Raw genomic sequence first — 12,768 nt, forward strand, 5'->3', positions numbered from 1 at the left:
CTCGCAGACAGACGGGAGCCGCAGCCATGCCGCATGTGACCGCTTTCGCACGCAATCAGTGGTACGTAGCCGCCTACAGTGAGGAGGTCGGGCGCGAGCTTCTCGGGCGGACCGTCCTCGGGGAACCGCTTGTCCTCTACCGCGCCGAGGAGGACGGCGCCCCGGTCGCCCTGCACGACCGGTGCGTCCACCGCAGGTATCCGCTGTCCTCGAGCGGTCTGGACGGCGACCGGATCGTATGCGGTTACCACGGTTTCACCTACGACCGGACCGGCACCTGCGTGTACGTGCCGGGGCAGAAACGCGTTCCGCGCACCGCACGCGTCGCCTCCTACCCGGCGGTGGAGCAGGACTCGCTGGTCTGGGTGTGGATCGGCGAGCCGGCACTCGCCGACCCGCTGACGATCCCCCGGGCCCGGCATCTCGACTCCCCCGGCTGGGTCACCGTACGCGGCATGGAACCGGTCGGCGCCGACTACGGCCTGCTCGTCGACAATCTCCTCGACCTGTCCCACGAGACGTATCTGCACGGCGGTCACATCGGCACGCCGGAAGTCGCCGAGACACCCATCACCACGGAGGTGGACGAGGGCGCGGGCGTGGTCCGCGTCAGCCGGCGCATGGAGGACGCCGAGTGCCCGCCGTTCTACGCCCGTTCGACCGGCGTCGACGGCCGGATCACCCGCTGGCAGGACATCGAGTACCACGCGCCGTGCCTCTATCTGCTGCACAGCCGGATCGCGCCGGTGGGTGTCGCACCGGAGGCGGACGGCAGCGACCCGCACGGCTTCCACACCGAGATCACCTACGCCATCACGCCGTCGTCCGAGGGCGAGGTGTACGACTTCTGGGCGGTCTCCCGGGACTGGGCGGTCGAGGACGCCGAGGTCACCGAGTTCCTGCGGGCCTCCAACCACACCGTGGTGATGCAGGACGTGGACGCGCTCAACCTGCTCCAGCGCACCCTCGGCAGCGAACGCGCGGGCTACCAGGAGCTGAGCATCAACATCGACACCGGTGGCCTGGCCGCGCGCCGCATCCTGTCCCGGCTGGTCGAGGAGGGCGACAAGCCCGCGGAGGGGGTCCGGTGAGCCCGGGCACCGGCGAGGTCTACCGGGTCGACTGGCTGCCGGGCACCGACGTGCTGCGTGGCACCTGTCACTGCGGTGCCGAGCACACCGCCGGGGACCCGGTGAGCATGTGGGAGTGGATGCTGGCGCATCCTGCGGGGCACGACGGCGAAGGGGCCGTACGGTGACCGAGCTCGAACTCGTCGTCGCGGCACGGGAGTCCGCCGCAGCGGGGGTGCTGGCGCTGACCCTGCGCGATCCGCTGGGCCGTGAGCTGCCCGGCTGGGAGCCCGGCGCCCATGTGGACCTGCTGCTCGGACCGGGCCTCGAACGACAGTACTCGCTGTGCGGCGACCCCGCCGACCGGTCGGCGTGGCGGATCGCGGTGCTGCGGGAACCGGCCGGGCGGGGAGGCTCGGCCCATGTCCACGAGCGGCTGGACGAGGGTACGAGGATCCGGGTGCGCGGGCCGCGCAACCGCTTCCGGCAGGAGCCCGCCCCCCGCTACCGCTTCATCGCCGGCGGCATCGGCATCACGGCGATCCTGCCGATGCTCGCGGCGGCCGAACGGGCGGGCGCCGACTGGACGTTGCTCTACGGCGGGCGCTCCCGCTCCGCCATGGCGTTCACCGCCGAGCTGGCCCGCTACGGCGACCGGGTCACCCTCGCCCCGCAGGACGAGACCGGTCTGCTCGACCTGGACCCGGTGCTGGACGGCCTCCCCGACGGCACCCTCGTCTACTGCTGCGGTCCGGGACCGCTGCTGGACGCCGTCGAGCGGCGCTGCCCGGCCGGGGTGCTCCACGTGGAGCGCTTCCAGCCGCAGGAGCAACCGGTCGGCGCCACAACGGAGTTCGAGGTCGTGCTCGCGCGCAGCGGCCGCGCCGTGACCGTCCCGCCGGACGTGTCCGTGCTGGACGCGGTGCGCGCCGCGGGCGTCGAGGTCCTGTACTCCTGCACGGAGGGGACCTGCGGCACCTGCGAGACGGATGTGCTGGAGGGCGCCCCGGATCACCGGGACTCGGTCCTCAGCGAGGAGGAGCGGTCGGCGGGCGACACGATGATGATCTGTGTGTCCCGGTGCCGGGGCGCCCGGCTGGTGCTGGATCTGTGAGGCGGGCCTGGTTCAGGCCGTCAGATAGGCCTCCACCTCGCTGAACTGCCCGGCCGGCCAGCCGGTGTTGGCGCTGACGGTGAGCCGGAGGTAGCGCAGGTTGGCGGTGCTCGGCAGGGAGACCGTGGCCGTGTTGCCGGTCGCCGGGTCGAAACGGTAGCCCTGGGAACCGACGACGGTCGAGTAGGTCGAGCCGTCGGTGCTGCCGAGCACGGTGACGGTCTGGGTGCGGGCGCCCCAGGCCGACGAGGGCGGCAGCTTCAGCACCAGGCGGCGCACGGCGTAGGACGAGCCGAGGTCCACCGTCCAGGACTGCGGGAAGGCGTTGTTGGTGGACTCCCAGTAGGTTCCCGCGTCACCGTCGACGGCCTTGCCGGGCGTGTAGACGTCCTGGGAACCGGTTGCGGAGGCCGGCCGGCCCTTGGCCAGGTTGCGGTTCGGGTCGGGGTCGGGGTTGCCCTGACCGGGCTGGGGCCAGGTGGAGCAGTCCGACCAGGTGCTCGACCAGCCGGAGTTCCCGCCGCCGTCGGTGAGCGTGAAGGAGCCGGAATTGGCCGGGTAGGGGCAGTTGTAGAGGCCGGCCGCGCCGACCTGGGTGGCGGTGACGTTCTTGAAGGTGGCCGCGCCCTGTGCCTCGGCCTGGACGACGACCGTGCCGGTGTTCTGCACGGTCGCACCGGTGACGTTGACGTTTCTGACGGGATGGCCCTGCCCGCCGCCGGAGACGAACTCGAAAGCGCTGTAGGGGCTGTCGCTGATCGTGGTGTTGGTGATGTTGACGGTCGCCGTTGATCGCGCTGTCGTAGGAGTCGACCCGCAGCGCGCCCATCGGGTGGTTCCAGTTGGGGTTCATCGCGCCGGTGCGCACCAGCGTGTTGCCGTCGACCGTGATCGTGCCGGACAGCGGGGAGAACGGGTCGAGGAACTTCTGGTTGGAGATCGCGATGCCGGATCCGAGGGCGTTGGTGTCGGAGATCAGGTTGTTCTTCACCGAGATGTCGGTGCCGCCGTAGATCGCGATGCCGTTGGCGAGGTTGGGCTGCGAGATCGTGTTGTTCTCGAAGCTGGAGCCGGTGTCCGGCGAGTACAGCGACCACATGGCGAGCGAGTCGTCACCCTGGTTGCGCAGGAAGTTGTTGCGGACGACGACGCCCTTGGCGGTGCCGTTGAGGTTGATGCCGTCGGCGGTGGTGTCGAGGATGCGGTTGTTCTCCACCACCAGGTTGTCGTCGTTGCCCATCAGCCACATGCCGCACTTCATGTGCTGGATCCACATGCCGGAGACGGACGAGTTCGGGCCGAGCGAGCCGTTGACGAAGTTGTCCGGGTTGGAGTCGACGCGCTCGGTGACCTCGCCCATGACCGCGAAGTCCTTGATGTGGGCGTTGCCGGAGGAACCGGACTGGTCGATGAACCGGGAGGTGTGCACGACCGAGTACCAGCTGCCCGCGCCCTGGAGGGTCACGTTCTGCACGCCGTTGAGGGAGGAGGTGATCCTGTAGTCCCCCGGCGGGATCCACACCGTTCCGCCCTGGGCGGCGGCGATGGCGTCCCGGAAGGCCTGGGTGGAGTCGCCGCTGCCGCTGGGATCGGCGCCCTTGGAGACCACGGACACGGAGCCGGCGGGCTGTGCGGCGGCGGCCGCGACCTGCTCGAAGTCGGCCACGTCGACGGTGACCTGGGTTCCGGTCGGCTCGAAGGCGATCCTGTCGCCGGGCTGGACATTCTGGCCCAGCAGCATCCGGGCGTTGTCGAAGAAGTGGTGCGTCTTGGAGCCGGTGATCCAGCCGGTGTCGATGTAGGAGTACCTGGAGGTCACCGGGAGGGTCTTGGCGAGCCTGGTGCCGTTGACGTACACGTTCAGCGAGCCGGTCTGGCCGTCCGGGACGCTGTAGGAGAGGTTCACCGCGTTGGAGGCGCGCGGCACGGTGAACTCCACGCGCTGCCCGGACGCCAGCCGGACCGCCTGCCGCCCGGAGGCCTCCGAGGCGAGGGTGCCCTGCGTGTAGTCGGGGCCGATCTTCGTGCCGGTGGTGGTCGCGGACTCGGCCTCCACGGAGGTGAAGGGGAGAGCGGCGCCGGCGGCGGCGTGCGCGGCCGGGGCCAGGGTGACGAGCAGGCCGGCGGCGAGGGCGACGACCGAGCCGATGGCTGGCATGCGCCTGACATGCCTGACGGTGCTGGTGTGCATGTGCTGATCCCTTCGGTGGTGGGGGTGCGCGGGACAGCTGGTGCTGGTGGGCAGGACACTGCGAGCGCGCGGTCCGGCGGCTCAGCGGCTCAGCCGCGCGCGGCCGGGCCGCCGTGTCCCGCGTCGGGGGCGGGCAGCCGCTCAGGGCGTGGTCGCCGTCAGGAGCGGTGGGCGCCGCCACTCAAGCACCACTCTCATCGGGACGCAATATGCCACGCAGAATCTGTAATTACTCGACAGTCCGGCTGGATCTCCACGATCTCAGTCACGCGGAGCTTGCACGGTGGACCCGCGCACCACCAGCTCGGGCTCGAACAGCAACTCCTCGGCGGGGACGGCGGTGCCACCGATCCGCGCGTCGAGCGCCAGGGGGTCGCCGGCGCAGATGATGCCGGTGACCCCGCGATCGATCAGCCGGGACGCGGCGGCGTGCCCGCCCGCCGACCTTCTTCGCCACTTCCGCGAGTCGTCGCGTCATGCGCGCAAGGACAGCGCAAGTTTTGCAAACAGCTTGCGTAAGAGGAGGGGGCGTGAGGGGTGCGCTCGACGGCACACGGAAGGTGACCAGGGGTGCTGGCCGGCAGAGGCCACGGGCTTTCGACCCGGCGCCGCCGGCGACCTGAACGCCGGCGGTGCCGGGTCAGTCCTCGGGGGCCGGGACGACCGCCAGATGAGCCGCCGTACCCCGCGGCCGGCGCGGACGGCGTACCGGCGCGGCGGGCCTGCGGTTCTCGCGCAGGACCATCGTCAGGCGCCGGTAGCCGAGGTCGCGCAGGACCTGAGGTGCCTCCTCGACGACGCGGCACTCGGTGGGGCCGCGGCGCGGGTCGGGATGGAGCAGCAGCCGGACGGCCCCGTCGAGCCGGGTCGCGCTCTCGCCGACGGCCCGGATCCAGTGCGGCAGGCCCTGCCGGTAGGCGGCCTCCATGAGCGGGTCCTGGGCGATGTCCCGGCGGATCGCCTGGAGTTCGTGGTCGTGACCGTACGTCTCCAGGGCGGACCTGAGGTGGGCCAGCATCGGCAGGCACCAGCCCTGCTCGTGCTCGCCGAGGACGTCGCCGGCGTCCGGGTGGAACAGGACGAACCGCAGGAAGTTGTCCCCGGGCATGGCCGTCGCCTGCCGGCTCACCCCGCGGAAAAGTGTCTCGAACGCACCGTTGGCCATGACCACGTCCCAGCGGTGGTCGACGACCAGGGACGGGGAGCCGAGGGACTCCAGCAGGACGGCGTAGTCCTGGAGGTAGGCCTGCGTCTCGCAGGTCTCGGGGACGGGCCGCGGTGCCGGCCGCTGCCCTCCTGCCTGATGTGCCATCGGGAGGTCACCCCTCTTGCCTCTGCGGCCTTCACGCGGCCCTGCGATCCTGCGGCTCCCGGCAAGACCATGTCAACTATCGTGGCATTCCGTGGCCGTTGACGGCTGAAATTCGCCACAGTTGTGGCGACACCTGGATGTGAGTTCGAGGCACCCGCTACTCTCCGGTGAAGTTCACGGCGATCGCTCGTGAGAAGCACGGACACATCTGAAGCCCTCTAGAGACGTAGGAGTTCTGTCGGTGACGGATGGCTACGAGGATCCGGGCGCCGCGGCGACCGCCCAGCTGCCGGCCGTCGTCGCCCGCGTCACCGCGCTCGCCGACCGGCTCGGCGTACCGCACGCCGAGGTCTTCGACGTCGGGCGACTCTCCGTGGCCTGCGGTGTCCCGGAGGCGGTGGTCAAGGCGCTGCTCAGCGGCCGGCCGGCCGGCGAACCGGACGTCCAGGCGCGCTTTCTGCAGCGTCTGGGCCTGCTGCGGCGCACTCGGCTGAAACCGAACGGCCGCAAGTACACCCAGCAGGAGATCGCCGACGGCGCGGGCATGTCCCGGCAGCAGGCGGGCGCGCTCATCAACGGCGACCGGCGGCCCACCATGGAGCACTGCGACGCGCTGCAGCGCTTCTTCCGGGTGCACGCCGGCTTCCTCACCGCGGAGGACCCCGAGGCCCTGGCGGGCGCGCTGCAGCGCACCGAGCAGGAACTGCTGACCAAGCTCGCCGACCGGGAACGGGCCGCCGCCGGGGCCGACGAGGACCCGCTGGAGCGGCTGCTGCAGGACCACGGGGTGCGCGGAATAGCGTGGCGGGCCGCGCAGTTGCCCACCGACCAGCATCGGGACAAGGTCGCCGAGTGGCTCGACATGCTCCTGGAGAGCGTCAAGCGGCCCGAGTCGTGAGCCGGGGGAGGACTGTGGGCATCGGCAGGGACATGCGCCGGCTGTGCAACGAGCTGGTGGGCGGGCTGACGCTGTCCGCACCGGCGCCACCGCGGGAGCTGTACCGCGCGCTGTGCGAGGCGATGAGCCGCCGGCGCGGCCGCCCGGTGCACTTCCGTGCGGCCGCCTTCCCGCCGGGCACGGCGAGCGGGCTGTGGCTGGACCTGACCGACCGCGACCTCGTCGTCGTGGAGGAACGCACCGCGCCGGACCACCAGTTGGTGATCCTCGGCCACGAGCTGTGGCACATGCAGGCCGACCACCGCGGGCACCACGTCGACGGCGTCGGGGTCGCCACCCGGCTGCTGAACGACGACACCGACCAGGACGCCCTCCAGGCCACCGTGCAGCGGGTAGCGGCCCGGACCCGCTTCGACCTCGCCGAGGAACGGGACGCCGAGACCTTCGGGCTGCTCCTGGCCACCAAGTGCCGTACGTGGCTGGCCGGTTCCGCCCTGCGCGGCCCGGTGCTGCGCGACGACGTGGCCGGCCGCATCGAGGCGTCCCTGGGCTATCCGGGCTCCCAGGGCTGAACCGGGGGGCGTACGCGCCGCCGGGCCGCGCCGGCCTGCGGTCGTCCTCGGTCCGTCCGCAGCCGGTGGAACGGCCGCCCGCCGCCTCCCGCCCGGTGCCCCTCCCGGGGGGCGCGGAAGGCGCACGACCGGGCGAGGAGACGAGGTCCGGCCTCGGCTGAGCGGGCGAACCGGAGCGGAGCCGCACGGCGTTGTCAGTGGTGGGCGGCAAGCTGAAGGTGTGCGCCGCAGTGCGCGCGACCGTGACGCCTACCCGGGGAGAGCCGACCGATGCCCACCGCTGTACTGACCGACCGTGAGCGCACCGCCGTACAGGCCTACCTGCGGCTGTTGCATACGGTGCGCGCCGCCTTCGACGGCCCACCGGACGGCGGCCGGCCCGCCGTGGTGCCGCCCGCCGTGCTGGCCGAGGCGGAGCAGGCCCTGGCGCGCGCCGGTCTCGCGGGCAACGAGGAGCAGTTCTTCCGGCTGCTGCGCGACTGGTGCCCGCCGGCCTGACCCGTCCGGTTCCGCCGGCCGCCGCGGCCGGGGCCTCAGGAGTGCGGGACGACCACGGAGGTGGCGACCAGGCCGTCGCGCACGGCCCACCGGCCGTCGAAGACCTGGAGCCGGCGCTCGCCGATCTGCGGCCCGGGGACGAGGAGTTCGGCACGCAGGGTGCCGTGCGACGCGTCGCCCGGGCTCGGGTCGAGGGTGATGTCGGCCTCGGAGAAGTCCAGCCAGGCGCGGGTCAGCGGGAACCACGCCTTGTAGACGGACTCCTTGGCGCTGAACAGGATCCGGTCCCAGTGCACGGCGGGCCGCTGCCCGGCGAGCCGGGCGAGCCGCTCGGTCTCGGCGGGCAGGAAGACGGAGGGACCGACGCCGTCCGGCAGCGGTCCGTGCGGCTCGGCGTCGATGCCGAGGGAGGCCAGGTCGTCCGCGCGGGCGAGGGCGGCGGCACCGTAGCCGTCGCAGTGGGTCATGCTGCCGATCAGGCCGGCCGGCCAGCGCGGTGCGCCCCGCTCGCCGCTGAGGATTGCCTGCGGCGGCACGCCGAGCTTCTCCATGGCACGCCGGGCGCAGCCGCGTACGGCGGTGAACTCGCGGCGCCGCTTGGCCACCGCACGCTCGACGAGCGCTGCCTCCCCGGGATAGAGCGGGGCGTCCCACAGCGGGTCGTCACCGTGTGCCTCCACGGCCACGACCGACTCCGGGAGCAGCTCCTCGATCACCGTCTTCCACCTCCGTCGGCAGGATGCGGCGCAGCCTTCCCGGCGGTTCCGGCCGCTTGCGCCATTCGCGGGGATAGCCCACGGAGACCTCTTCGAAGCGGACTCCGTCGTGCCAGGTGGTGCGGGGGATGTGCAGATGGCCGTAGACCATGGTGGCGACGCGGAACCGGCGGTGCCAGTCGGCGGTCAGCGTGGTGCCGCACCACATGGCGAACTCGGGATACCACAGGATCTCGGTGGGATGCCGGTGCAGCGGATAGTGGTTGACCGGTACGACCGGCAGGTCCGCAGGCAGCGCGGCGAGCCTGCGCTCGGTCTCGGCGACCCGTGCCCGGCACCAGGCGTCACGGGTCGGATAGGGGTCGGGGTGCAGCAGGTACTCGTCGTTGCAGACCACGCCGGTGCCGTGCGCGTACGCCAGGCCCTCGGCCTTGGTGGCGCAGCCGGCCGGCAGGAACGAGTAGTCGTACAGCAGGAAGAGCGGGGCGACGACCACCGGGCCGCCGGGGCCGCGCCACACCGGGTAGGGGTCCTCGGGTGTGACGACTCCCAGCTCACGGCACAGCTCGACCAGGTGTTCGTAGCGGGCGACGCCGCGCAGGGTGACGGGATCCGCCGGGTGGGTCCACAGTTCGTGGTTGCCGGGGGCCCACAGCACCTTGCGGAACCGGCCCGCCAGCTTTTCGAGGGCCCAGCGGATGTCGGCCACCGTCTCGGCGACGTCACCGGCCACGATCAGCCAGTCCTCGTCGCTCGTGGGCCGCATGTCCTCGACCAGGGCGCGGTTCTCCGGGTAGGTGATGTGCAGGTCGCTGATGGCCAGCAGCTGTCCGGCGTCGGCCGCAGACTCCACCCCGCACCCCTTTCCGATCATCCTCTGCCGGGACCACAAGAACACATTCCCGGACAGCGGACAAGTGACTCCCCGGCCGCCTGCCGCACGGGCGCGCAGAAGGGGCCGTTCCGCTTGGCAGGGCCCCGGCGAGCCGCCTGGACAAGGCCGGGAAATCCGTAACGTGCGCGTTGCACGCGCGGCCCCTTGAAAGCCGTATGATCGCCCCGACACCGGCACCCCAACCTCCCTTCCGCAGGGGTTGCTTGGCGTCCCTTCCTCCCTCCTGCCCGGGCACGGGCCACTGAGCCCTGCCCGAAATCCCCGAAAGGCGGCCTGCATGCTCTCTCGCGTACGCGTCTGGCTCAACCGCACGTACGCGGAGAACGTGTTCTTCATGGATCAGCTGCGCAGAAATCCCAGCGACCGCGCGGTGGAGATCCATGCCACCCACGGGGACCCGGACTCCCCCGTGCTGGCCGCCGCCGACACCGCCGACCTGGAGCCGGAGGGCCTGTCCCCGGCCGCGTACGTCGAGTACGCCCTGGACCAGTGCGCCCGGCGCGGCATCGACGTGTTCGTGCCGCGGCTGCACCAAGCGGCGATCGTGGCGCACCGCGCGGAGTTCGCGGCTGCCGGTACGGCGCTGCTGGCGCCGACGCCCGAGGCGGTGGCCGTGTTCGAGGACAAGGCGACCGCGTACGAGGCGGTCCGCTCGGTGGGCGTCCCGGTGCCCCCGTGGTTCCGGGTGCGTACGGCGGACGAACTCCTCGCCGCCGTCGAGGAGTTGGAGGCAGCCGGGCACAGGGCGTGCTTCAAGCCGGCTGCCGGGGCCGGCGGGGTCGGCTTCCGGGTGATCACGCGCGCCCCGTTCTCGCTGGCCGCCCTCGCCGGGTTTCCGGGCCCCCACGTCCAGCTCGACCTGGTCGTCGAGGCGCTGCGGCGGGCCGGCGAGCCGGTGAACTGGCTGGTGATGCCGCGGCTGGAGCAGCCCGAGGTGTCCGTCGACTGTCTGACCGGGCCGGACAACCGGCTGCGGCTCGCGGTGGGCCGCACCAAGAACGGCCGCCGGCGGGGCTTCACCCTGGACGCACGGTGGCTGGAACCGGCCCGGCTGATCGCGGAGGGCTTCGGGCTGCACCATCTGTCCAACATCCAGTTCCGCATGCTCGGCGACCGGCCGGTGCTGCTCGACGTCAACACGAGGCCCGCGGGTGGCCTGCACCAGCTGTCCCTGTGTGGGGTGAACGCCCCCTGGGCGGCGGTGCGGTTGGCGCTGGGTGAGGATCCGGGGGTGATCGAGCCGCCGTTCCTGGGGCAGGACTACACGGTGGTGTCGGGGCCGAGGTCGCTGTTGCCCACGGGGCTTCCCCGGCAGCGGGAGGCGGAGATCCCCCTTCCGGCGGTGCCCGTGCAGGCGGCTTCGGCGGTGGAGGCCCTGCCGCTGTAGGGCGTGCGCCGAGCGCGGGGTGTTCGTCGTCGCGCGGTTTCCCGCGCCTCTTCGAGGCGCGGGCTCTTGACAGTCCTATTGGTCCATACCAAATTCTGTGACGCACCTCTGCACAGCCGTGCACTCCCGAACACCCCATCCCCACAGGGAGATCGCGTGCGCAATCCACTCGGACGTCCCAGACGTCGGCTTCTCGCCCTGCTCGGTTCCGCCGCCCTCGCGGTCGGCGGCCTCATCGCCCTCCCGGGCACCGCTCAGGCGGCCAACCTCCTCTCCAACCCCGGCTTCGAGTCCGGCGGCCTCTCCCCCTGGACCTGCACCGGCAACCTCGGCTCGGTCGTCTCCTCCCCCGTGCACGGCGGCGCCAGGGCGCTGCAGGGCGCGGTGACGGACGGCGACAACGCACAGTGCAGCCAGACGGTCGCCGTCCAGCCGAACACGACGTACACCCTCAGCGGCTGGGTACGCGGCAGCTACGTGTACCTGGGCGTCAACGGCGGCGCCTCGACATGGACGACGTCGCCGTCGGCGTACAGCCGGCTCAGCGTCTCCTTCACCACCGGCGCCGCGCAGACCAGCGCCACCGTCTACGTCCACGGCTGGTACGCCCAGGGCACCTACTGGGCCGACGACATCGGCCTGGACGGCCCGGGCGGCGGCGGAGGCGGCGGGGACACCCAGGCGCCGACCGCGCCGACGGGCCTGACCTCGACCGGCAAGACGTCGTCGAGCGTCTCCCTCTCCTGGAACGCCGCCACGGACAACGTGGGCGTGACCGGTTACGACATCTACAGCGGCTCGAACCAGGTACTGACCGTCTCCGGCACGTCCGCCACCGTCAGCGGGCTGTCGCCCAGCACGACGTACTCCTTCACGGTGAAGGCGCACGACGCGGCCGGAAACGTTTCCGGGGCCTCCAACGCCGTCTCCGTGACCACGAACGCGGGAAGCGGTGGCGGAACCGGTTTCAAGCAGGCCGCGCCCTATCTGTACGAGGGCTGGGGCGACCCGCCGAGCCCGACGACGGTGATGAGCGCCACGGGGATCAAGTGGTTCACGATGGCGTTCGTGCTGGACTCCGGTGGCTGCACGCCCGCCTGGGACGGCAGCCGGCCGCTCACCGGCGGCGCCGACCAGAGCGCGATCAACGCCGTCCGGTCCGCCGGCGGTGACATCGTCCCCTCCTTCGGCGGCTGGCAGGGCAGCAAGCTCGGTGCCAACTGCTCCTCGTCGAGCGCGCTCGCGGGGGCCATCCAGAAGGTGATCGACGCCTATGGTCTGAAGGCCGTCGACATGGACATCGAGAACACGGACGAGTTCGAGAACGAGGCCGTGCAGGCGAAGATCCTCACCGCGCTGAAGACGGTCAAGGCGAACAACCCCGGCCTGAAGACCATCGTCACCTTCGGCACCTCCACCACCGGACCGACGTACTACGGCAACCGGCTGATCGAGCAGGCGCAGTCGCTCGGGGCGAACATCGACGTGTTCACCATCATGCCGTTCGACTTCGGCGGCGGCTCGGACATGTACGGCAACACGGTGAACGCCGCCGAGGGCCTGAAGAACAAGCTGAAGTCGACCTTCGGCTGGGACGACGCAACCGCCTACGCTCACATCGGCATCTCGGGCATGAACGGCCTGTCCGACCAGCAGGAGACGACCACTCCGGCGATCTGGACCCAGGTCCGCGACTGGGCGAACTCCCACCACATCGCGCGGCTCGCGTTCTGGTCGGTCAACCGTGACCGGCCGTGCGCGGGCGGCGGCGTGGTGAGCAACTGTTCCGGAATCAGCCAGAGCAACTGGCAGTTCACCTCGATCACGGCCGGGTTCACCGGCTGAGCACACCCGGCGAGGTCCCCCCGGTTTCAGAACCGGGGGGATTTTTTTCCGCCGGGGTGTATCAGGACGCGGCCCGGTCGCTCTTCATGACGGGAAGGAAAGAAACAGGGGGAACAACGGGGGAGCGCCAACGGGGGATCCGCCGGGGGGACGGGTCGGTCGGTCGCGGTCACGGGGGGCGACCGGCCGGCCCGCGGCGGGGGGGGGGGGCGGCGGGTGCGGGGGGCGGGGCGGCGGCGGGGGGCCGAGCGGGGGGTGGGGGGGGGGCGT

At 71.7% G+C, this 12,768-nt stretch carries 11 protein-coding genes and 2 pseudogenes; 8 read left to right on the top strand and 5 right to left on the bottom strand.

What is annotated here, in order from left to right:
* The first annotated feature begins 26 nt into the window (after positions 1-26).
* Genes AB0D93_RS21380 through AB0D93_RS21390 form a run of 3 tightly spaced genes read left to right on the top strand, consistent with a single transcriptional unit; the run spans position 27 to position 2,184 of the window.
* Positions 27-1,091 (top strand): aromatic ring-hydroxylating dioxygenase subunit alpha, encoded by a 1,065-nt coding sequence (locus AB0D93_RS21380; RefSeq protein ID WP_362121493.1) that lies wholly within the window; start codon positions 27-29, stop codon positions 1,089-1,091.
* Complete coding sequence (locus tag AB0D93_RS21385) at positions 1,088-1,258, top strand: hypothetical protein (protein WP_362121495.1); 171 nt, start codon at positions 1,088-1,090, stop codon at positions 1,256-1,258. The genes AB0D93_RS21380 and AB0D93_RS21385 overlap by 4 nt, the downstream gene beginning before the upstream one ends.
* Entirely contained in the window at positions 1,255-2,184 is a 930-nt protein-coding gene (locus AB0D93_RS21390) for a PDR/VanB family oxidoreductase (RefSeq protein WP_362121497.1), read from the top strand. The genes AB0D93_RS21385 and AB0D93_RS21390 overlap by 4 nt, the downstream gene beginning before the upstream one ends.
* Before the next feature lie 12 nt (positions 2,185-2,196).
* On the opposite strand, the pseudogene AB0D93_RS21395 reads toward AB0D93_RS21390, so the two are convergent.
* From AB0D93_RS21395 to AB0D93_RS21405, 3 genes and pseudogenes are all read right to left on the bottom strand, one after another.
* A pseudogene (locus AB0D93_RS21395) lies at positions 2,197-4,375 on the bottom strand (discoidin domain-containing protein).
* A 261-nt stretch (positions 4,376-4,636) separates the two neighbouring features.
* Positions 4,637-4,813: pseudogene (locus AB0D93_RS21400) on the bottom strand (LacI family transcriptional regulator); the annotation flags it as partial.
* Between the two features lie 202 nt (positions 4,814-5,015).
* Positions 5,016-5,687: a hypothetical protein gene (locus AB0D93_RS21405; RefSeq protein ID WP_362121499.1), complete on the bottom strand. Its 672-nt coding sequence runs from the start codon at positions 5,685-5,687 to the stop codon at positions 5,016-5,018.
* Between the two features lie 241 nt (positions 5,688-5,928).
* Between AB0D93_RS21405 and AB0D93_RS21410 the strand changes: the two genes are divergently transcribed.
* The 3 genes from AB0D93_RS21410 to AB0D93_RS21420 all read left to right on the top strand — a co-directional run bounded on the left by AB0D93_RS21410 (position 5,929) and on the right by AB0D93_RS21420 (position 7,655).
* Positions 5,929-6,585 carry a helix-turn-helix transcriptional regulator gene (locus AB0D93_RS21410; protein ID WP_362121501.1) on the top strand — a complete coding sequence of 219 codons (657 nt, stop codon included), beginning with the start codon at positions 5,929-5,931 and terminating at the stop codon, positions 6,583-6,585.
* A 14-nt stretch (positions 6,586-6,599) separates the two neighbouring features.
* Positions 6,600-7,157, top strand: coding sequence for a toxin-antitoxin system, toxin component (locus AB0D93_RS21415; RefSeq protein WP_362121503.1), 558 nt, complete (start codon positions 6,600-6,602; stop codon positions 7,155-7,157).
* A 270-nt stretch (positions 7,158-7,427) separates the two neighbouring features.
* Positions 7,428-7,655, top strand: a complete 228-nt coding sequence (locus AB0D93_RS21420; protein ID WP_362121505.1) for a hypothetical protein — start codon at positions 7,428-7,430, stop codon at positions 7,653-7,655.
* A 35-nt stretch (positions 7,656-7,690) separates the two neighbouring features.
* Here AB0D93_RS21420 and AB0D93_RS21425 read toward each other — a convergent pair whose 3' ends face one another.
* On the bottom strand, positions 7,691-8,371 hold the full coding sequence (locus AB0D93_RS21425) for a 4'-phosphopantetheinyl transferase superfamily protein (RefSeq protein WP_362121507.1): 681 nt from the start codon (positions 8,369-8,371) through the stop codon (positions 7,691-7,693).
* Complete coding sequence (locus AB0D93_RS21430; RefSeq protein WP_362121509.1) at positions 8,319-9,224, bottom strand: metallophosphoesterase; 906 nt, start codon at positions 9,222-9,224, stop codon at positions 8,319-8,321. The genes AB0D93_RS21425 and AB0D93_RS21430 overlap by 53 nt, the downstream gene beginning before the upstream one ends.
* A 319-nt stretch (positions 9,225-9,543) precedes the next feature.
* Here AB0D93_RS21430 and AB0D93_RS21435 point away from each other — a divergent pair, with 319 nt between their 5' ends.
* Both AB0D93_RS21435 and AB0D93_RS21440 read left to right on the top strand, forming a co-directional pair.
* Positions 9,544-10,653, top strand: coding sequence for an ATP-grasp domain-containing protein (locus AB0D93_RS21435; protein ID WP_362121510.1), 1,110 nt, complete (start codon positions 9,544-9,546; stop codon positions 10,651-10,653).
* 156 nt (positions 10,654-10,809) lie between these two features.
* Positions 10,810-12,498, top strand: coding sequence for a carbohydrate binding domain-containing protein (locus AB0D93_RS21440; protein ID WP_362121512.1), 1,689 nt, complete (start codon positions 10,810-10,812; stop codon positions 12,496-12,498).
* Positions 12,499-12,768 lie beyond the last annotated feature (270 nt).

It is taken from the genome of Streptomyces sp. NPDC048191 (genome assembly GCF_040652655.1).
Classification (GTDB): domain Bacteria; phylum Actinomycetota; class Actinomycetes; order Streptomycetales; family Streptomycetaceae; genus Streptomyces.

Coding starts and splice junctions, on each gene's coding strand:
- AB0D93_RS21380 (WP_362121493.1), top strand. CDS start 27: ATGCCGCATGTGACCGCTTTCGCACGCAATCAGTGGTACGTAGCCGCC.
- AB0D93_RS21405 (WP_362121499.1), bottom strand. CDS start 5,687: ATGGCACATCAGGCAGGAGGGCAGCGGCCGGCACCGCGGCCCGTCCCC.
- AB0D93_RS21420 (WP_362121505.1), top strand. CDS start 7,428: ATGCCCACCGCTGTACTGACCGACCGTGAGCGCACCGCCGTACAGGCC.
- AB0D93_RS21435 (WP_362121510.1), top strand. CDS start 9,544: ATGCTCTCTCGCGTACGCGTCTGGCTCAACCGCACGTACGCGGAGAAC.